Origin of the sequence: Shewanella sp. MF05960 (assembly GCF_050849305.1) — a bacterium.
GTDB lineage: Bacteria > Pseudomonadota > Gammaproteobacteria > Enterobacterales > Shewanellaceae > Shewanella.
The window spans coordinates 36,066-55,715 of record NZ_JBOZPS010000004.1 but is presented as its reverse complement, the minus strand read 5'-3'; the positions used below and the strand labels follow the sequence as shown (position 1 = coordinate 55,715).

The window sequence follows — 19,650 nt, the reverse complement described above, 5'->3', positions numbered from 1 at the left end:
CTTTTTTTTTTGATACGCAATTACATCAAGAGTTGTTCAATCCACATTTGATAAAGTGGCAAGCCAATAAGCACATTCACAGGGAACGTAATTCCGAGTGATGCCAACATGGCCAGCCCAATATTGGCATCTGGGATCGCGGCTTTAATTGCTGCAGGAGCGGCAATATATGAGGCACTGGCACTTAATCCGGCTAATACTAAAATGCTGCCAGAGGGCAACTCAAGCGCAAAGCCTAATCCGATACCAACCCACGCCAACACAAACGGTGCCACCGCAGCAAAAGCCAATAAACGCCATTGTTTATAGGGAATAGGAAAACACACTTTAGCCGTACTGATCCCCATTTCAAGTAAGAACAAGGCTAACAAGGTTTTAAATCCGGCAAGCAACATTGGTGTTAAAGGCGCCATGCCACTGGTGCCGTATAGCCAGCCAATCACAACGCCACCACAGAGCAATACGACCCCGCGACTTGTGAGAGCCTCATGCAAAATACTGCCCGCAGACGAGTGCACTTCATTGCCAGCGGTTTTAGCCTGTAAGTACCGATGTAGCCACAACATAATGATAATGGCTGGCAATTCGAGTAACACTAAATACAAGGTCGTTTCAGGGCGTAATGGCCATTGCGATTTATCGACCATCGCCATCACTACAGCAAAAGTTCCCGCACTCACCGATCCATAATGGGCTGCAATGCTAATGGCTTCTTTTTGCGGTAATTTAATGAGTTTGCGTAAAAGAGGGTACAAGCTCAGTGGGATAATAAATCCTAATGCGATCACAGCCAGTAATTCAGATATTGCTAGATTGGCGGTTTCACCGTGTAACGCCATACCGCCTTTAAGGCCAAGGGTTAACATCAGTAAAATAGACAAGGTTTCGTAGGTGGCTTTGGGGACTTTTAAATCTGACTTAATTAACCCCGCAATTAAACCAAGGGCAAAAAAAGCGATCACAATATCAGGCATAGTATTGGGTTCTGTCTGTTATGAAGTACGGCGATTCTGCCTTGTTGCAGGGTGAAATGGAACTGTTTTAAGCATTTTTTTAAGACAATTGGACAGCATTGTTGTTGTGAGCGTATTGTAGGATATGTGTAGTTCACCGGATGTATATGATGAAAAATGAAATTGATATTCACCGAGCGTTAAAAGTGTTTAATAAAGTGACTCAATACGGTGAAAAACGTATGGCTGACAACGATGAGACCAAAAACAATGTCTTTGGTAACGACTATTATTTATGCGGCATTAGTGCGCAAACCGATCATGACGGTTACACCATTGTATTGTCGGATGCACAGGTAAGCTTAACGGTGTTTTTTCACAATAAATACCAGTTTGAATACCCGTCTAATGATGCGTTAGACAATTTTTTGCGTCGTTTTAGTGACGTCGAAAATTATCAAGCTGCATAAATTGACGCGGTACGTCAAACGGGGTCATTGAGCCGTTATGCGTGCTCGTTTGCTGCAGATATCGCCCACTGCTTCATTTCTGTTAAGCGGCTATAAGTGCGCCTAAATTCAAATGATAGCGCCCCATCGAGATATAACTCATCTAACAACCAGTGACTGTGTATGATCAAAATGACTTTTTGATCATACAGTTCATCCACCAAACTAATAAAGCGCCGCGCGGGATCGTCCTCGCTCGCATACGCTAATTGACGCTCACCGGTTACAGTGGCTTGCGAACCATCTTCAGTGCCTCTTGCTCTAATCCAACTGCGAACTTGACCACCTAGCTGGGGCACGTTACTTAGTAACACGTAGCTAAATTGACTGGCAATTTCTATATAATCTAATGCTGATCTTGGGCCTTCACATAATGCAGAAAATTCAAACCAGCCAAGTCGGTCATGCCGTGCTTCGATAGCAATGTCGCGCTGGCAGATCCGTAAAATCTGTTGAGAGATTTTTGGCACACTGGTATGGCTAAATAATTGGCTCATTTGAGTAAAGATATCATCAGCATCTTCAATTGATGGCAGAGAAACCCAGGCTAATGATGTTTGAGGGTGCTGCCGCGAAGCCGCCAGAGACATGCGATGATCTTTATCACCATCAAGGTGGATCTCTTGGGTAAAACGCTGCAGTAAATCGATTGTCGGTAAAAAACGATCGCGCTGTAAACCGTTTTTGTATAAGTCGACAATTGGAATATTGGACGTAGCCACTAAGGTTACCCCTGAGTGGAATAGAGTATCAAACAGCCGAGCCAGCAAAATCGCATCACCAATGTCTGACACAAAAAACTCATCAAAACAAATGAGTTGATATTGCGAGGCGATCTGTTTGGCAATATGGGTGAGAGGATCGCGGATCCCAGAGGTTTGATTAAGTTGCTGGTGGATCATGGCCATAAATCGATGAAAGTGCAGACGTAATATCGGTGCTTGATTATCGCGATGGTATTGCTTACCGAGATGGTATTGATTAATGCACTGATAGAACAAGTCCATTAAAAAGGTTTTCCCCCGGCCAACATCACCCCACATGTACAAGCCTTTTACAGCTGATGTTGTGGTTATATGCTGCTGATAAAGCGCCTCTAATGCCAACAATGCTTGCTGCTGTGCGGGGTCTTGTTGCAGGTTTTCGTTTAATGCTTTTTGGTATGCCTGTAATGGAGAATCCGTTGCGACTTGAGATAAAGCGGCATTTGAGCGTGCAATTACCGATGGGGAGCTGGATTTATTGTTAGCGGATGTCGACATAAGGATATAAACGTAACACAAAAGGCAAATTGTTGATCTAGGTAATATAGCATGAATCGTAGGCTTTATTATGCTGCATATTTACTTTAAGATTCATGGTTGCCTGTAACAATTTATTAACCCAAGGGCGTGTTTATCTTTGTTGATAAATTATGCAGTCGGCAATTTTTCTGTCAGACAATCGCAAATGAACGCCGTTTAGCCTGCTAAATTAGTGAATTTGTGGGCAGTATGGCTGGAAAATAGCCACTGCCCGTAGGGTTGAGGCTAAAATGGCTTTATGCCGCGTTGAATAATCTCGACGTAGAGCAACTATGCCCACAATTATCCGCCTTGCCTAAAGCCATTTTAGCTCTCAACATAAAAAATAAACAAAGATAAACACGCCCTACTCAAACCCGAAAAGGATGCTAAGTGAATAATAAGAATAAGGGGATAACCTACATAGGTGCTGACATGTCATTAGCGGGCGATATGAGCATTCGTGGTCCTGCAATGATTGCTGGCAAAACCAAAGGTAAAATTAGTTCAAGTCATCAAATTGAGATTGCTGTTGGCGGCGAAGTTGAAGGTGAAGTGTTTTGTCAGGAAATGCGCGTCTCAGGTGTGTTTAAAGGTAAATTACATTGTAATAAATTAGTCATTGTCAGTTCTGGCGTCGTTGACGGCGAAGTGTCGAGTCATCAAATGGAAATTTACGATGGCGGCCAGTTTATTGGTATGCGTACCAAAGGGCCAGAGGCGTCAGTGCTGCCTGAACCAGAAGCGGGTTCTACCGCGGTTAATATGCCTGCCATGACCGACTCAAATAAATCTGCGTCATCCCCTAAATGGGCTTATGCTGCTTTGGCTGGAGCCATTATTGTTGCGGGTATTCTATTTTTACCGCAAATAAACTCAGTCATCATGTCGCCAAATGTGTCGCCTGATCCTGTCACAAACCAAGCCAGTCAGTCTCAGCAAACCTTAAATGATATAACCGAAGATGATGCTGCATTATTAATGCAGGATGTTGAGCAGCAAAGTGCATTTGTCGAGCAGCGTGAAGAGCTTATTGGTGCAGGACAAACTGATATCAATACCGCGATGGAAGACTTGCATGCATTGGAGCAAACCAATCAAACTCTAGGTGATACACTCAATACCGATGAAACCAATGAGCAAGATATTGAACTAAGACCTTGATTGCCATGACACTTTGATTGAGTAAACTCCTTGAGTGAATGTAGACATTTAAACGTCAACAATAAAAAATGGCTTGATTAACATCCGCTAAACCGGAGTAATCAAGCCATTTTTGTTAATACACTTTGCCTATGAAGGCCAAGAGCATTTATGGATTAATGCGTGTTGGCATACCAGTACGTTTTTCTAATAAACGTTTTAATGTTGTTGAGTCTGTTTCTGGGTGAGCCAGAAAACGCGTCATGTTCTTGTCTAACGTTAACGCAACCGGCTCTTTTGAATCAAACTCAGCTTGAGTTTTAGACAATGGCTCATGCACTTCAAGATAACGACTGCCATCTGGCTCCGCAGTTGCCTTGATCGGTTTATTTAAAAATTCAACACGAGTACCAACCGGCACAGTTTCAAATAAGTGTTTAATGTCTTCGTCGCGTAAACGGATACAACCAGAGCTAACACGTAAACCTATACCAAATGTGGCGTTAGTGCCGTGAACCGCAAATAGGTTACCGACATACAGTGCATATAACCCCATTGGATTATCTGGGCCAGCAGGCCACACTGCGGGTAAGGTAATGCCGTTAGAGGCATAAATACGACGAGTATTTGCCGTTGGCGTCCACGTTGGGTTAGCGCGTTTACGTTGTACAGTGGTAACCCAGTTTTCTGGAGTATCACGGCCTATTTGGCCAATACCGATAGGCAATACTTCAACAATATTTTTACCCTTCGGATAATAATATAAACGCATTTCAGCAGAGTTAATTACAATGCCTTCTTGCTTAGTGTCTGGCAGAATTAACTGGTGAGGAATAATTAACGTGCTACCTGGTTTTGGTAAAAATGGATCGACACCCGGGTTGGCTTCGGTAAGGTTAGTTAAGCCTAATTGAAATTTGGCAGCGATTTGCTCTAGTGTGAGCTTGCCTTCTTGTGGAACCACATAATACTGGTTCTCACCGACTAATTTGCTGCCATTAGTCGGTAAACGATATTCAACCGCAGTGCTTGAGAAGCTTAATAATATCGCAGTCGTGGCTACGAATGCTGTGCGTAACGAAATCATCATAAGGGGTACATTATTCCTAAAAATAGACGTTATATTAGTCAGGTTACAATATCTTGCTAAGCTTGACTATTTATACTGTGCCATGCAAATTCCAATTATTCTCTGAATGATCACATCATTAATCGAATTGGTGTTATAGCGCGCATCGTCACTTATTAAACTTAAAAACTCAACTGATTTTTTTGCACTTTACTCATTTTAATCCCAAGCGTTTAGCTAAACGGTGTAAGTTGCCAGAATCAAGCTGCAGGCTGCGTGCAGTCGCAGCCCAATTACTCTCAGTTTGGGCCAGCACTTGTTCAATAAACTGACGTTGAAACTGATCTGTTGCATCACGTAAGTTCATTTGTGGTAAAGATGTTAATGATTGTTTAATGCCGATATTTTTATGAGGTAGCACCTTTTCATCGTGATGTGGAGCAAACTCAAAGTGCTGAGGTTGAATCATGCACATGCCATTGTGCACGCCAGCTGAACGAGCCAATACCGCCGCGCGATGAATGGCATGTTCAAGTTCGCGAATGTTACCTGGCCAGTCATATTGGCTCAGTAATGATAGCGCAGCAGTGTCTAAGCCTAAATGGCTGAGTTGCAGCTGTTGGCGATAGCGTTCAACAAAAAAACCGGCCAATAAATGAATATCCTGCGGGCGCTCCCTAAGTGGCGGTACAACAACAGGGAATACACTTAATCGATGGTATAAATCTGCACGAAAACGTCCTGATAAGACTTCGCTTTTAAGATCTTTATTGGTGGCGGCAATAATTCTTACGTCCACTTTTAAACTGCGATCGTCACCGACCTTTTGTAAATCACCGTATTGCAGCACCCGTAGTAACTTTGCTTGCAAATTTAGTGGTAATTCACCAATTTCATCTAAAAATAATGTGCCTTTATCAGCGACTTCAAACTTGCCACTGCGATGGCTAATGGCCCCCGTAAATGCGCCTTTTACGTGGCCAAACAATTCACTCTCGGCCACAGATTCTGCTAATGCGGCGCAGTTTAAATACACTAAAGGTTTACTTGCCCTTGGTGAGTGCAAATGTACCGCCTTGGCGATGAGCTCTTTACCTGTGCCTGTTTCGCCTAAAATCAGTACATTTAATTCTGTAGCAGCAACTACGTTAACCTCGTTCAGTAAGGCAATAAAATTATCGTCTTGACCAATAATTTCGGTTTGAGTATCTAATTGTCCAGTTGGTTTAGTGCTGCTAATCGTGAGGTTGTTAGCTTGTTTTTCTAACTTATCAATCAACAAGGCATTATTCAGTGACGCTGCGGTAATAGCACTGATACTGCGCAGCTCATTATTGGTAAATTGATCAAATTTGTTTGGGTCAAACGCATCAATGGTTAGCGCCCCAATTAACTGTTCATTTGCAAACAGTGGCAATCCCACGCAAGCATGCACTTTTAAATCACCTTCCAGATTAGGAATAAGGCCATCGTACGGGTCGGGCAATGTGCTGTCGGCAGGAAACCTCACCACATCGCCAGCTCGTGCAATGGCCTCAAGCCTTGGATGTTCATTTACAATAAAGCGTCGTCCGAGTACGTCTGCACTGAGACCATCGATAGCTAACGGGGTAAATTGATGACCTTGAAACGACAATAATGCTGCCGCATCACAATCTAGGGTCTCTCTAAGAGTGGTCAGTAAGCGTGAAAACCGATCGCGATTAGATAAATTTGCTGTGATATCAAGGGCGATACGAGTGAGATCTGTTTGACTTATCGCCATGACCAACTCCAATAGAAACTAAGTGGTTGTCATTATGACAAATGTGAATCTAACAACAAGAACAAAGAGGTTACGTCGATCACAAAAAGGTCATCAAGGCCCTTTTTTTGTTTACTTGAGTTACTTGAGTTACTTGAGTTACTTGAGTTACTTGAGTCTAGTGTTATGCCAATCCGGCGGCTTGTTTCAGTGTCTAAATCACCGTATCCAAATGCGTCATTTAGACATTTAAATGTCTAAATGACATCACTATTAAGCTTACTCTGTTATTACAACGCGGTTTATCTTATTCGATAAAGCTATTTACTTAGCATGCTAACTAGCTATAATGCTTAGCACGCTAACTAAATAAGTGCATCTCATGTCCCCAGAATTAGAAAGATTAAAAGAATTGTCTCTTGCTGAAAATTTAGGTCGATTGCACCGTTTATGGCGAACGGCTGCGGATGCTGAATTAATCCCGCTAGGTCTCACTCATCCGCGCTGGACCGCATTATGGAAGCTATTGCGCTTAGGCGACAACGTCAGTCAAAAGGTGCTTGCAGATGCGTTGGAAATTGAATTGCCATCATTAATGCGCACCCTTAATCAATTAGAAGAGCAGGGCTATGTGCAGCGTCGTTGCTGCGAAAAAGATAAACGGGCACGCATTGTCAGCTTAACCCCAGATGGGATTGAGATGCTTAAGCAGATGGAAAGTAAAATCATGTTAGTGCGACGTAATTTATTAGCAGGCATTAGCCAGCAACAACTCAACGAGTTTGAACGCACTATCAGTCAAATCAGTGCGAATGCGCTGGCAACATTAGATAAAACCTCTGCGTAGCTGCATAGGCAAAAGTGAGTAATGAGAAAGTATATGACCCCAGATCAACAATTTGCACGACTCGTTAAAATATCCATATTTCTGTTTGTATCAGTGTTTGGCTATTTTATGTTTGCCGACGCCATGATGCCAATGACCCCACAGGCAATGGCAACTCGTATGGTGACCAAAGTCACCCCGCAAGTCAGCGGTAAAATTGCCTCGATAGCCGTGGCAAACAATCAAGTGGTCGCTAAAGGTGATGTGTTATTTAGTATCGACTCCGCGCCATATGAACTGGCTGTTGAGCAAGCCAATTTAGCCTTAGAGCAAGCCAAACAAGACAATGCTGAGCTCGATGCTGAGATATTAGCTGCTCAAGCCGATGTTAACGCTAAGCAAAGTAGTGCCCAGCAAAAACGCAGTGAGGCAAAACGGCTTGATGCACTTTATGCAAGCCGTGGTGTGTCGCAGCAATTAGCCGATCAAGCACAAAGTGACGCCTCAACAGCAGAAGCTAACTTAATGGCAGCCAATGCGCGTCTAAGTCAATTGGTGGTAAGTCGTGGGCGTGATGGTGCAGAGAATCTAAAAATGCGCCAAGCTCAAAATCGTCTCGCTCAGGCTGAGTTAAATCTGTCATACACCCAGGTGCGCGCCGATCAAAATGGGGTGGTCACTAATCTACAACTAGAAGTCGGCAGTTTTGCCACAGTTGGTCAGCCATTACTCGCCGTGGTATCTGAAAAAGTGGATATTATTGCCGACTTTAGAGAAAAAAGCTTAAGAGGAATAGAGTCTCAATCTACCGCTTATATTACTTTTGACGGTCAACCAGGGCGTTTATATCAAGCCAAAGTCAGCAATGTCGATGCTGGAGTGAGTGCAGGGCAGTTTGATGCGAATGGGCGTTTAGCCACGCCAGAGGCGTCGGCGCGCTGGGTGCGTGATGCTCAGCGTTTACGTTTGCATTTAGCTCTCGATCATCAAGTGGTTAATACCTTACCCGCCGGTGCCCGCGCCACTGTGCAATTAGTCCCTAATAATGCGGTGCTAGGTTTTTTAGCCAAAGTACAAATTAAGCTGATTAGCGTGCTGCACTATATATATTAATCCCGAGCCAAGTTATTAATCCCGATCAAAATATCGATGTTGTTACTCGCCTTATTGCGCCACTAAAGTCGCGGCAAGCCTAGGGCCTGCCGTGACGTATCTTGAAGGTATGCAGATGTTATTACGTCATAGTCCGTTAACTACCAATGATTTACGCCAATGTTTGCGTATTGCTACTGGTGCTACACTGGGGTTTGCGATTTGCAAATTATTCGACCTAAATTATGGTGTGTTTTTTACCGTCACGCCGATGTTATTACTTGGATTAGTTCCGGTGATGAACGCTCATGCCATGCGACAACTGTTGGCTTCGTCGGTTATGGCTGGGCTTGAAGTCGGTATTCTCGGTGGCTTATTTGGCGGTCATCCTGGGGTTATGTTACCCATCGTTTTTTTATTGTTTTTGTATCGGTTTGCCGCCATGTCACGTGGCAGTTTATTTTTGTTCGGTGCCAATGGCGTGATTAGCTTAAGCATTATGCTGCATTTTGCCAGTTATCCGGGCATGGACATCAACAACCTCATTTTCAGCAACTTTTGGGCGACACTCGCCTCGGTGATTATCGCCTATGCGATGACAGCATTATGGCCAGACGTTGCACCAAGGCCGCCAATGGCCAGTGTGGTAAAAGCGCCGAATCGTATGCGCCACGAAGCATTATTGGGCGCCTCTATCGCTACCGCGTCATTTATTGTGTTTCAGATGTTTAATTTACAAGATTCAATGTCAGCCCAAGCCACCACGTTATTACTGTTATTTCCCATGCATTGGAATGGGGCACTGGGCTATGCCAGAAAGCGTGCGATAGGGACCTTATTTGGCGTAATTTTTGGCTTAGTCGGCCAGGCATTGCTTTATGATTGGTCTGGCATGCTACTTTTTGTCGTGCCACTTTTGTGGATAGGTTTGATGTTATTTAGCCAGGTGCACGTTAAAGAGGCCAGCGGCTCAGGAGTCGGCTTTGGCGCCATGACCACCTTAGGCATATTATTTGGCCAGTACCTTACGCCAAATAATGATCTTGTTTTTAGTGCCTTATACCGTATAAGCAGCATTTTAGTCGCCATCGTCGCCACATTATTACTGTGTTATCTGATACATCGACTATTAAATCGTTTTGAAGCAACACGATTTGGCGTGTGATTGAAAAATAATTACTATCGCATATTTATCTGCAGCCCCTAGCCACACTCGCATCATGTTGAATATATGTTAAACAGTCTTTTGTTCTGTTTGTTTTTTAATCCATTCTTACTATAGACAAGTTAAGCTACAGCGCTAATAGTATAAAAACATTCATTAAAAGGAATTAGCATGATGCAACATAAAACAATTATTTTTAGCCTCTTGGCCAGTTTTTTGATTTTTGCTCCAACAAAAAGTGAAGCAAGCCAATTACCAGAGTGCCAAACATCAGAATGTGTTGAATACTTTAAAGCTTATCGTATTTTAACTAAACGAGGTCACTCATCTGCAATGGCAATGTTAGGTGAATTTTATTATGCCGGTTATGGCACAAATAAAGATTTAGACATGGCGTTAAAGTGGTATCGACGTGCAGGTAAGTACGTATTAGATGCTAAATACAAAGCTGGAGTGTTGTATTTACAAGATACCCATTTAAAGGATGTTGATGAAGGCATCGAGTTTTTAGAGTACACCTCAAAAATGGGCCATTCCCAATCGTCGTACTTACTTGGCAAGATGTATTTAGGCGGCGGCATGGTTAATGAAGATATGGCAAAAGCTGATAAATACCTGACTCGTGCCTATGAAGAAAATAATTATGCTGCAAGACATTATGGTCAGACACTCTATTCACATGAGAGCACTAAAGATTTACCACTGACTGCGTTATATGGATTAGTTTCCAAAGATGTTGTGACCTTGAAGCAAGAGCAAAACGTCTCCGGAGAGCAAACTGCCGCAGTCATCTTCCCTGAGGGTGAAATGGAAACCCTTGATGTTAAAATGGATACTTTTGAAGGGATGTTTGGCGATCATATTGCCCAGTTAAATCACATGATCCCAGATACATCAAAAGGTACAGGTTCAAATATTCCAGGACAAACATGCGCTAAAATGTGGGGCTGTAGTAGCGAAGGCGATAGTTTACGTATCGGTGATGCAATGCTCGCTGATTGGGGCCTAGAGACGATTTCATTTAGGACTGAATCGATATTTATAATTAGATAAACAGGCCCTAGTATAGCCTGGCAATAAAAAGTGACTTATAGCGAGTCACTTTTTTATTGCCAGCCTATTTTCCACTGCAGCGGGTCTTTTAAATCGCGCCATTCGATAGCAAATTCAGCGGCGTTCATTTCTGCGCGAATAATGCATTCAATGACATTTTGTTGTTCGTCATATTCCACTTTTATTACGCTAAAATGTTTGAGTTTATTAACTACCTCAACTTTGGTCCATTTGCTGTGGAGTAACTTTTTAGGGTGAATTGGATTCATGGGATTCTCACATTCAAATGTAACAGACTAAGATAATAGCGCCAGATTACTGGATGAAAGGTAGTAGTTGATTGAGCTCTTCAATCACAATATCTGCAAGATCTTGATAGCGGCTTTCAACACCATGGGTAATTAAACAGGCTATCATTCCGGCATTATTGGCGGCTTGAATGTCATATAAATAGTCGCCGACATACATAATGTGCTTAGGGGCAATTTGCCATTGGTTTGCAATTGCTAATAGTGCATCTGGAGCCGGTTTTGCGGGGTAGTCTTCACGAGTTAGCACATGATCAATGGCGATAGCATTTTGTTTTACTTTCATTGTGCTGGCGGCAAGACTGTTGCGGGTGACAATTGCTGTAGGCATTTTTGCTGCTTCAATGGCACTAATTAATTCGGCCATGCCTTTGATGGGCTTAGCGGTTATGGCATCTTGGTATTCGTGTTCAATGATAATGTTATTGGCGCGAGCCTGGCTGGTTTGACAGCTTAGGTCGTCGACATACTTGAGCAGGTCGATACCCTCTGGGCAGCCGATTTGTTGGCGAATTAACTCAAAGTCTAAACTCGACTCAACAAGAGTGCCGTCTAAGTCGAAAATGATGCCTTTAATTTGCACAGGTAATTTCAATGTTTAGCCTTTAAATTCAGCGATACGTGGGTGATTATTGTTTATTTTCAAACGCAATAGAATGTAACTCAATTGCAAATGGTCCTTGCTGTTTTTGTGCCACGAGAAACCCAATCCGCTCGATGTCTAGCAAGTTTAATTCCGGCGCGTTGCTTACAACCCGTCCTCTAAAGCTGACAGTAAAATCTGCGGCGGTAAAAGTGTGCTCAGTAACGGTATTTTCTTGAGTGGTAAAGTTAGCCACGTACGCTTCACCATAAGACAGTTGAGGCGTTTTTAAACGCAACTGATAAACCTTACCGTCACCTTTAACCGCAATGGTGAGTGTTGATGCGGCAGATATTTGATGGGTAAAACGCGACTCTGTCGATGCAAATCCACCGTTATTGTCTAACGATACATTGCCGGTAAACAACAGGCCTTGCTGTTGATTCTGCTTGATTTGGCTTTGTGATACGCCGCCCATCACGGTGTCATTATTGATCTGCCAACCTTCAAAATGATCCTCATCTGCAAAACGAAATAACATATTATCCTCACTCGCACTGTAAGCTGGGTTCATTAATAATGCCGCGACAATCACGCAGTTGATGAAGCTGTATTTAAGTAGTTTATCAGTGTTAAAGGCTAACATCATTGATCCCCTATCAGTATTGTTTGGTTTTGGTTGGGCAAATTTCGCCGTAAAAAAATGGCTTATCAGGGTGAGGGATAAGCCAAAGGGTCTTACGGAGGTTGTTGACTCTTTCATACATAGGGTTAAATCGGGTCAGATTTAATGGCAACGAATGTCCTATTGATTAATCACTGGTGGTTAATCGCTATTGGTTAATCGCTATTGGTTAATCGCTATTGATTAATCAAGAATGCTTAATTCATTCATTGGTAAGTTTTACGTCGGCGATTTGGATTCGGTTCAATTTATTTTAGATTAAAATCTACAAGGCCGCGATAAGCGCTTAATAAGCTAAATCGAGTATTGTTACTCATGGTGTTCTCACTCGCAAATCAGTATCCTAGCAAGAGGTTTTATTAGGATTAACATATGTTAAACGTAAACGACGCATCATCGCCTACTGCATCTGAGCTTAGCTTTAATGTGGTGAGTATTAACTTATTTAACTTTATTGAACCGCCTTATGCGTTTTATGATTTTGAAAATATTTACAGTGATAAACAATGGCAAAAAAAGTGTGCCTGGTTAAGTGATTTTATTAATCAAAGTCAGCCAGATATTATCGGTTTTCAAGAAGTATTTAGCCCAGATGCCTTAGCTAAACTGACTCAATCATTAGGCTATGAGTACTTTGTGGCCTTAGATGAGCCAGAAGTGATCAGCGATTATGTTTATCGCAGCCCAGTAGTGGCTATCGCATCAAAATACCCGATTGTGGATTCAGTTAATGTCAGCCCAGATCCGCAATGGATTGCTCAATTAGGTTTAGCCGATACCTTTGCTTTTAGCCGCAAACCTTTACGAGCCACCATTCAATTACCGGTATTTGGGCCGTGCGATTGTTATGTTATTCACCTTAAGTCAAAACGCAGTGGCGTAAGCCGTGATGATATTAGCGAGAGCGGTTTACAAGGCGGACCAGACTTTGTTGCACGCCAGGTGCTTGGACGTTGGGCCTCAAGTTTACAGCGCGGCAGTGAGTCAGCATTGTTATGCCATCAAATGCTCATGAGGCGCCAACAAGCCCAGCAACCGTTTCTGTTAATGGGCGACTTTAATGACACCTTAGGCAGCGAGCTGTTAGCGGCATTTAATAATCAACTGCGGGTGTTTCGCAGTGACATTGAAGACCCGCAATTAGCCAAGCTTGGTGAAACCTCATTAATGGCAGAATTACATCAAAGCAGTTTGTTCGACAGTTATGAGTTGTTTATTGCGGCAACTAAATGCAATGCCACTTTGGCGCAAGATGAGTTTGAATCAGCATCATTGCTTGATGACGAACCACATGCTGTAAGGCAAGCTACGCACTATTATGGCAATACAGGATCGGTACTTGATTACATTTTAGTCTCAAGCGAGTTTAACCCGACTCAACAGCAAAATTTAGCCCATATCATTGATTATCAAACCTTCGACAGACATCTGGTTCGCCCAGATTATGAGCGCGACAGTGACAGTACCGACCACGCACCAGTGATGATGCGCTTTAGCGTCAGAACTTAAATTCAATTTAGGTAACCTGAGAGCGGGTTCGGTACACAATATAACCACCGGCTAAGTGCTGACTTTGCGGGTGGTTAGGTAGATATTTCAACCGTTTTACTTGGTATTTTCTTCATACATCAAATAATGACTTTGCTGCATGCCCAGAGACTCATAGGTTTTTTGAGCAACGGCGTTGTCATGTTCAACATATAATCTGAAGCTGGCTGTGCCACCATTGGCTGCGGCAAAGTCTTTAACTGCCTGGTAGAGCTTGCCATAAATACCCTGGCGACGGTTTTGCGGACGAACATACACACTTTGGATCCAGTAATAATTACTGGCGCGCCAATCGCTCCACTCGTAAGTCACCATCAGCGAACCGACAATTTCGCCATCTACTTCAGCGACTAAATAAACACCCCGTTCAGGATGAGTTAGCAAACCTTCAACTCCTTGAGTGAGTTTGTCGGCATCAAGAGTAAGGTTTTCGGTTTCCATTGCCATGGCTTGATTAAAATTAACTAAGGCGTGTAAATCGGCGTGTTGGCCAGCTCTTATTATCATGAAATTCTCGTCAGTAATTGGATATTGAGGAATGCCGCTGTGGCTATTGAGTTTTTTATTTATTCGCCCGCGGCAGCTTTAGTGTACGCCAAAATGACACCGCTTAGTAAGAGTGTATGACCAAACACACGGTATAACATGCGCGTTAACGGGGGGTGATTGCGTCGGTAAGTAAACATGGCGCTGACAACAATGGCTTACCGTGCCTTTGTTAGCAGGGTAAATCGAACAGGTGGTGCATATTTATACATATAAAATGACTGGCAGTTGCCAACAAAAGTAGTGATATTGATAAGGGATTTCGCTCCATAATGAGGATGACGTTGAGCATAATTCATGCACAAATTTCAGCTTAAACCTTATTAGCGCTCACTTATTTATCACTGTCCACTAACGTATAATTGAAATTATTGTGACTATGCAGTAATGTGACGCCACGACAATTTAGATCAATGTCACAAACTGCATAAATTGATGGAGATAATTATGAAAGTTGCTGTATTAGGTGCTGCTGGTGGTATCGGCCAGGCTCTAGCTTTACTGTTAAAAACTCAACTGCCTGCGGGCTCAAAGTTGTCTCTATATGACATCGCTCCTGTTACTCCTGGTGTTGCGGTTGACTTAAGTCACATCCCAACAGACGTAGAAGTAAAAGGTTTTGCTGGTGAAGATCCAACGGCTGCATTAGTTGGCGCAGACGTCGTGTTAATGTCTGCTGGTGTAGCGCGTAAGCCTGGTATGGATCGTTCAGATCTATTCAACATCAACGCGGGTATCGTACGTAACCTAATGGAAAAAGTGGCTGTAACTTGCCCTAAAGCATTAGTAGGTATTATTACTAACCCAGTTAACACCACGGTAGCGATTGCTGCTGAAGTATTGAAAAATGCTGGTGTGTACGACAAAAACCGTTTGTTCGGTATCACAACACTTGACGTTATCCGTAGCGAAACCTTCATCGCTGAGCTTAAAGGCTTAAACGTTGCTGACGTTAAAGTTAACGTTATCGGCGGCCACAGCGGTGTGACTATTCTGCCACTACTTTCTCAGGTTGAAGGTGTGACTTTCACTGATGAAGAAGTTGCCGCAATGACAACTCGCATTCAAAACGCGGGTACTGAAGTTGTTGAAGCTAAAGCCGGTGGCGGTAGCGCAACATTATCAATGGGCCAAGCAGCATGTCGCTTTGGTTTATCATTGGTACGTGGTCTACAAGGCGAAGCCAACGTGGTTGAATGTGCCTATGTTGACGGCGGTAGTGAGCACGCTACATTCTTCGCTCAGCCAATTCTACTTGGCAAAAACGGCGTAGAAAAAGTATTACCTTATGGTGAAATCAGCGCATTTGAAGCTAACGCTCGCGATGCAATGTTAGACACTCTTAAAGGTGACATCAAATTAGGCGTTGAATTTGTTAAGTAATTAACAAATCGATGCTCTAAAACGCGAAGCTAATGGCTTCGCGTTTTTTTTGCTTAAAATGCCTAGCACCTAGCACCGAATAGCTAGTCTGTCGATTTACTCTTATTTCATCATTCACTTTATCTACAGTCACAATCCTTCAAGCCTCACGCTTATTGCCCTACCTTTCATCAACATACCGACATTATTTTTCATGTGGATCTAAAGTGCCATTGCTGTTTGGCGCAAAATTCTGCAAGTTACTAATATGTTAAATTTGGAAACCGCTGAAATGATCAATAAAAAATACAGCTTAATTATGCCGCTGCTTTTACTGGGTTGTTTTCTTTCAATCCAGTCTGCTCAAGCAACCGACACGCCTTATATCCCGCTCACTGATTTTGGTGATAATCCAGGTGCGCTGACAAGCTTTTATCTTCCTGTGACGCAAGGCTCAAACGCTTCTCTTGCAGGGGATTTATCTTTAGTGGTGTTACTGCATGGTTGTATTCAAGACGGTGTTGAGTTGGCCAAAAAAAGCGGCCTAACATCATTAGCGATAGCGAATCAGTTTGCGGTTTTAGTGCCGCAACAAAGCTATGACAATAACGTAAAGGGTTGTTTCAACTGGTTTGCAAGTCAAGATACGCAAATAGACAGTGGTGAAATGTTATCGATAAAAAACATGATAGTCACCACTCAAGAAAAGCTAGGTGCAAAGCATGTTTATGTCATCGGGTTATCAGCGGGCGGCGCCATGGCGAGCGCTGCAATGGTCAATTACCCCAATCTGTTTCAAAGCGGTGCGGTCATCGCTGGCTTGCCGTATCCCTGTGCCGACAATTTGATCAAAGCCATCTCTTGTATGAAACAAGGGCCTGCGCAGTCAGTTGAAGAATTAGCCCAATTTGCCAAAGCTATACATCCTACGCAAACCCGTTGGCCTTCATTAAGTATCTGGACAGGTGACAGTGACAATGTTGTCAGTACGAACAATGCAAAAATGCTCGCATCTCAATGGCAAGTGTTAACTCAATCTAATGCTAAGCCGACGGTGACAAATGAATCTGGTTACAGTATTTCACGTTGGAAAGATGATCAAAACAATGCGTCTATCGAACTCGTTACCATTAACAATTTTGGTCACGGCATTGCCGTAAATCCAGACATAAAACATGGCGGTGAACAAAGTGACTTTTTGCTTAAAGCGCCGATTAGCAGCGTTAATGAAGTGATTAAGCTTTGGGGGCTTTAATTTACAGGAAAAATATAACGATATGTTTTTGAATGTGTTTTTGTTGTATTTGTTTAGCGAGAACAGGCAAAACGCATACTACTATAGTACCGATTCAATAAGCTTGAAAATACGATACAGTCAATATGTGAATAAAGAGTCGTCAATAAATCAAAAAGCAAAAGTGAGTTGTTAATCAAAATTTGCAGTAAGTAAAACCATTAATAATAACTATTACAACGGGGACCTGTATGAAACAGAATACGATTAAAATGAGCTGCATTGCCTTAGCCATTTCGTCAGTGTTAACCGCGCAGCATGCGATAGCCGCAGAAAATGAAAATAACAGCAGCGACAAACAACCTGTATTAGAGCGCATTGAAGTGACCGCGCGTAAAACTGTAGAGAGTTTGCAAAATGTGCCTGTGGCCGTGACATCGGTGAGTGCCACAGAGTTAGCCGAAAATGGCATCAGCGTGATGACAGAAATTCAGCAGTTTTCCCCTAACACCACATTGCAGTCTAGCCGAGGCACTAACTCTACACTGACAGCCTTTATCCGCGGCGTAGGCCAGGAAGATCCACTTTGGGGTTACGAGCCTGGTGTCGGTATTTATATTGATGATGTCTATATTGCCCGTCCGCAAGGCGCAGTGTTAGACATTCTTGATGTACAGCGCATCGAAGTGTTACGCGGGCCACAAGGCACGTTATACGGCAAAAATACCATTGGTGGCGCGATTAAGTATGTCACTAAAAAAATGTCTGGTGACGGAGAATTAAGCCTTAAAGGCACCGTGGGCAGCTATGGCCAAAAAGATGCCAAAATTGCCGGTCAATTACCCATTGTTGATGACAAACTTTACGTTGGTTTTGCCTTTGCGAGTTTAAACCGTGACGGCTTTGGTGATTTTAAAACTTCAGCATTAGATGACCAAGATACCGAGAACTATAATAAAGATGTAATGGCAGGGCGGTTAAGTGTTGAGTACACACCTACAGACGACCTGTTTATGCGCTTTACTTACGATAAAACCCAAGATGACTCCAACTCAAAAGGCGGCTATAGACTGCTTCCTAGTTTATTAACCGATGCCCCAGTGCCAGACAGTAAATACGACTCTTATACCAGTATGCCTACCTGGAATAAGGTTGAAACAGAAGGCTGGAGCGCAACGGTCGAATATAATTTCAATGAGAATTGGAGTGCGAAATCGGTTACCGCAAAGCGTGAAGGCGAGTCACTCACCAACATCGACTTTGATAATACCAGTTTACGTATTTTCGATGTGCCGGCTATTTATGAAGATGAGCAATTCAGCCAAGAGTTTCAAGTTAACTATGTCGGTGATAACCTCAATTTAGTTTCTGGTATTTACTATTTTGACGGTGATTCTTGTGGCGTGTTCGATGCGATTTTAGAAGAAGCCTTTAAAGCTTATGGTGGACTCACTCGCGAAGTCAGTGGTTGTAATAATAGCGAAAGCTACGCCGCTTACGTGCAAGGTTCATACAGTTTTACCGAAAAATTGTCGATGACATTAGGCGGTCGCTATACTCGTGAATCTAAAGAGGCCACGGTATATAACGGAGTTATTTTCGATAGTATTTATCCTGAAACCGGCTGGTATCCTGGTTTTGTGCGCGATGACGCGTTAATTGAGTCGCAAATACCTAAAGTGCTTGATGACGAAGAAACCTGGTCTAAATTCAATCCACGGATCGGTCTAGAGTATCAAGTGAATGATGACTTGATGGTATTTACCAGCTACTCACAAGGATTTAAATCAGGTACGTTTAACCCAAGAGCAACGGGCGCAGAGCCTGCGGTTGATCCTGAAACGGTGAATTCATACGAGATTGGTTTTAAAAGTGAGTGGAACGATAATCTCCGTTTAAATGCCACCGCATTTTATCTTGATCATAAAGACAGGCAGTTTGTCACTGTGTTACCTGGCGATGATAATTCAGACCTTAATCAGCGTTTAGGCAATATCGGTAAATCAACCGCCACAGGCTTAGAGCTTGAGGTTGAATATGCTGCGACAGATTCACTTAACTTATTTGCTAATGTCGGCTTAATTGACGCTACTTTTGACGAAGTGATCTCTTACGATGACCTTGGAACTAAAATTGATATTAGCGATACCTACACCATTACTAATACCCCAGACACCACCGCCAACCTAGGCTTTAGCTATAATATTGAAGCCGATATTGGCAGCTTTATCATTAACGGTAATTACTACTACCGCAGCGATTACGATTTAGCAGTAGTGGATAACCTATTGAGCCAGGATGGTTACGGCTTGCTTAACTTTGGTGTTAATTGGTATAGCAATGATGGTCATTGGAATGCTGGGTTACATTGGAAAAATGTCACCGATGAAGAGTATTTGGTGGGTAACTACGCCTTTGTCACGCCAACAGGCGATGGTGATTTTACCCCTGGCTTAGGCGGCGATAATACCTTAGTGGGTTACTATGGCGACCCAGAGACTATTTCGTTAACGGTTGGCTATACGTTCTAATCGTTGTAGTCACTTA

The 19,650-nt window shown here is 42.9% G+C and carries 18 protein-coding genes; 10 read left to right on the top strand and 8 right to left on the bottom strand.

Features of this window, described 5'->3' with window-relative positions; genetic code table 11:
• Positions 1-20: 20 nt before the first annotated feature.
• A complete protein-coding gene (locus ACROAE_RS05070; RefSeq protein WP_432399912.1) occupies positions 21-974 on the bottom strand; it encodes a sodium-dependent bicarbonate transport family permease in 954 nt (317 codons plus the stop codon).
• A gap of 146 nt (positions 975-1,120) precedes the next feature.
• Here ACROAE_RS05070 and ACROAE_RS05065 point away from each other — a divergent pair, with 146 nt between their 5' ends.
• Positions 1,121-1,423 (top strand): DUF3081 domain-containing protein, encoded by a 303-nt coding sequence (locus tag ACROAE_RS05065; protein ID WP_432399911.1) that lies wholly within the window; start codon positions 1,121-1,123, stop codon positions 1,421-1,423.
• Between the two features lie 35 nt (positions 1,424-1,458).
• On the opposite strand, the gene zapE is transcribed toward ACROAE_RS05065, so the two are convergent.
• On the bottom strand, positions 1,459-2,724 hold the full coding sequence (zapE, locus tag ACROAE_RS05060) for a cell division protein ZapE (protein WP_432399909.1): 1,266 nt from the start codon (positions 2,722-2,724) through the stop codon (positions 1,459-1,461).
• A gap of 414 nt (positions 2,725-3,138) precedes the next feature.
• On the opposite strand from zapE, the gene ACROAE_RS05055 reads away from it, so the two are divergent.
• The gene (locus tag ACROAE_RS05055) at positions 3,139-3,909 is read left to right on the top strand and encodes a bactofilin family protein (RefSeq protein WP_432399907.1); all 771 of its coding nucleotides are present in this window, start codon (positions 3,139-3,141) and stop codon (positions 3,907-3,909) included.
• Between the two features lie 148 nt (positions 3,910-4,057).
• On the opposite strand, the gene ACROAE_RS05050 is transcribed toward ACROAE_RS05055, so the two are convergent.
• The gene (locus ACROAE_RS05050) at positions 4,058-4,975 is read right to left on the bottom strand and encodes a L,D-transpeptidase family protein (RefSeq protein WP_432400132.1); all 918 of its coding nucleotides are present in this window, start codon (positions 4,973-4,975) and stop codon (positions 4,058-4,060) included.
• Positions 4,976-5,171: 196 nt separating this feature from the next.
• The gene (norR, locus tag ACROAE_RS05045) at positions 5,172-6,722 is read right to left on the bottom strand and encodes a nitric oxide reductase transcriptional regulator NorR (protein ID WP_432399906.1); all 1,551 of its coding nucleotides are present in this window, start codon (positions 6,720-6,722) and stop codon (positions 5,172-5,174) included.
• A gap of 361 nt (positions 6,723-7,083) precedes the next feature.
• Here norR and ACROAE_RS05040 point away from each other — a divergent pair, with 361 nt between their 5' ends.
• The 4 genes from ACROAE_RS05040 (at position 7,084) to ACROAE_RS05025 (ending at position 10,837) form a co-directional block, all read left to right on the top strand.
• Positions 7,084-7,548, top strand: a complete 465-nt coding sequence (locus ACROAE_RS05040) for a MarR family transcriptional regulator (protein ID WP_432399905.1) — start codon at positions 7,084-7,086, stop codon at positions 7,546-7,548.
• 33 nt (positions 7,549-7,581) lie between these two features.
• Positions 7,582-8,640, top strand: coding sequence for an HlyD family secretion protein (locus ACROAE_RS05035; protein ID WP_432399904.1), 1,059 nt, complete (start codon positions 7,582-7,584; stop codon positions 8,638-8,640).
• A gap of 115 nt (positions 8,641-8,755) precedes the next feature.
• Complete coding sequence (locus tag ACROAE_RS05030) at positions 8,756-9,784, top strand: DUF2955 domain-containing protein (RefSeq protein ID WP_432400131.1); 1,029 nt, start codon at positions 8,756-8,758, stop codon at positions 9,782-9,784.
• 171 nt (positions 9,785-9,955) lie between these two features.
• Positions 9,956-10,837 (top strand): tetratricopeptide repeat protein, encoded by an 882-nt coding sequence (locus tag ACROAE_RS05025; RefSeq protein ID WP_432399903.1) that lies wholly within the window; start codon positions 9,956-9,958, stop codon positions 10,835-10,837.
• Positions 10,838-10,890: 53 nt separating this feature from the next.
• Here ACROAE_RS05025 and ACROAE_RS05020 read toward each other — a convergent pair whose 3' ends face one another.
• From ACROAE_RS05020 to ACROAE_RS05010, 3 genes are read right to left on the bottom strand one after another with little or no spacing between them, the layout of a single operon-like run.
• A complete protein-coding gene (locus ACROAE_RS05020; protein ID WP_432399902.1) occupies positions 10,891-11,106 on the bottom strand; it encodes a TIGR02450 family Trp-rich protein in 216 nt (71 codons plus the stop codon).
• A gap of 46 nt (positions 11,107-11,152) precedes the next feature.
• Entirely contained in the window at positions 11,153-11,740 is a 588-nt protein-coding gene (locus tag ACROAE_RS05015; protein ID WP_432399901.1) for an HAD family hydrolase, read from the bottom strand.
• Between the two features lie 34 nt (positions 11,741-11,774).
• Entirely contained in the window at positions 11,775-12,377 is a 603-nt protein-coding gene (locus ACROAE_RS05010) for a CIA30 family protein (protein WP_432399900.1), read from the bottom strand.
• Positions 12,378-12,785: 408 nt separating this feature from the next.
• On the opposite strand from ACROAE_RS05010, the gene ACROAE_RS05005 reads away from it, so the two are divergent.
• Positions 12,786-13,922: an endonuclease/exonuclease/phosphatase family protein gene (locus tag ACROAE_RS05005; RefSeq protein ID WP_432399899.1), complete on the top strand. Its 1,137-nt coding sequence runs from the start codon at positions 12,786-12,788 to the stop codon at positions 13,920-13,922.
• A gap of 96 nt (positions 13,923-14,018) precedes the next feature.
• Here ACROAE_RS05005 and ACROAE_RS05000 read toward each other — a convergent pair whose 3' ends face one another.
• Complete coding sequence (locus ACROAE_RS05000; RefSeq protein ID WP_188923391.1) at positions 14,019-14,468, bottom strand: GNAT family N-acetyltransferase; 450 nt, start codon at positions 14,466-14,468, stop codon at positions 14,019-14,021.
• 486 nt (positions 14,469-14,954) lie between these two features.
• On the opposite strand from ACROAE_RS05000, the gene mdh reads away from it, so the two are divergent.
• The 3 genes from mdh (at position 14,955) to ACROAE_RS04985 (ending at position 19,634) form a co-directional block, all read left to right on the top strand.
• A complete protein-coding gene (mdh, locus tag ACROAE_RS04995; protein ID WP_432399898.1) occupies positions 14,955-15,890 on the top strand; it encodes a malate dehydrogenase in 936 nt (311 codons plus the stop codon).
• Between the two features lie 247 nt (positions 15,891-16,137).
• A complete protein-coding gene (locus tag ACROAE_RS04990; protein WP_432399897.1) occupies positions 16,138-17,124 on the top strand; it encodes an extracellular catalytic domain type 1 short-chain-length polyhydroxyalkanoate depolymerase in 987 nt (328 codons plus the stop codon).
• 230 nt (positions 17,125-17,354) lie between these two features.
• Positions 17,355-19,634: a TonB-dependent receptor gene (locus ACROAE_RS04985; protein WP_432399896.1), complete on the top strand. Its 2,280-nt coding sequence runs from the start codon at positions 17,355-17,357 to the stop codon at positions 19,632-19,634.
• The last annotated feature ends 16 nt before the right edge of the window (positions 19,635-19,650 follow it).

Excerpts from the sequence above, each read along its gene's own strand:
- ACROAE_RS04985 (WP_432399896.1), top strand. The coding sequence starts at position 17,355 with ATGAAACAGAATACGATTAAAATGAGCTGCATTGCCTTAGCCATTTCG.
- norR (WP_432399906.1), bottom strand. The coding sequence starts at position 6,722 with ATGGCGATAAGTCAAACAGATCTCACTCGTATCGCCCTTGATATCACA.
- ACROAE_RS05020 (WP_432399902.1), bottom strand. The coding sequence starts at position 11,106 with ATGAATCCAATTCACCCTAAAAAGTTACTCCACAGCAAATGGACCAAA.
- ACROAE_RS05000 (WP_188923391.1), bottom strand. The coding sequence starts at position 14,468 with ATGATAATAAGAGCTGGCCAACACGCCGATTTACACGCCTTAGTTAAT.
- ACROAE_RS05005 (WP_432399899.1), top strand. The coding sequence starts at position 12,786 with ATGTTAAACGTAAACGACGCATCATCGCCTACTGCATCTGAGCTTAGC.
- ACROAE_RS05050 (WP_432400132.1), bottom strand. The coding sequence starts at position 4,975 with ATGATTTCGTTACGCACAGCATTCGTAGCCACGACTGCGATATTATTA.
- ACROAE_RS05070 (WP_432399912.1), bottom strand. The coding sequence starts at position 974 with ATGCCTGATATTGTGATCGCTTTTTTTGCCCTTGGTTTAATTGCGGGG.
- ACROAE_RS05030 (WP_432400131.1), top strand. The coding sequence starts at position 8,756 with ATGTTATTACGTCATAGTCCGTTAACTACCAATGATTTACGCCAATGT.
- zapE (WP_432399909.1), bottom strand. The coding sequence starts at position 2,724 with ATGTCGACATCCGCTAACAATAAATCCAGCTCCCCATCGGTAATTGCA.
- ACROAE_RS05025 (WP_432399903.1), top strand. The coding sequence starts at position 9,956 with ATGATGCAACATAAAACAATTATTTTTAGCCTCTTGGCCAGTTTTTTG.
- mdh (WP_432399898.1), top strand. The coding sequence starts at position 14,955 with ATGAAAGTTGCTGTATTAGGTGCTGCTGGTGGTATCGGCCAGGCTCTA.
- ACROAE_RS05010 (WP_432399900.1), bottom strand. The coding sequence starts at position 12,377 with ATGATGTTAGCCTTTAACACTGATAAACTACTTAAATACAGCTTCATC.
- ACROAE_RS05040 (WP_432399905.1), top strand. The coding sequence starts at position 7,084 with ATGTCCCCAGAATTAGAAAGATTAAAAGAATTGTCTCTTGCTGAAAAT.
- ACROAE_RS05065 (WP_432399911.1), top strand. The coding sequence starts at position 1,121 with ATGATGAAAAATGAAATTGATATTCACCGAGCGTTAAAAGTGTTTAAT.
- ACROAE_RS04990 (WP_432399897.1), top strand. The coding sequence starts at position 16,138 with ATGTTAAATTTGGAAACCGCTGAAATGATCAATAAAAAATACAGCTTA.
- ACROAE_RS05035 (WP_432399904.1), top strand. The coding sequence starts at position 7,582 with ATGACCCCAGATCAACAATTTGCACGACTCGTTAAAATATCCATATTT.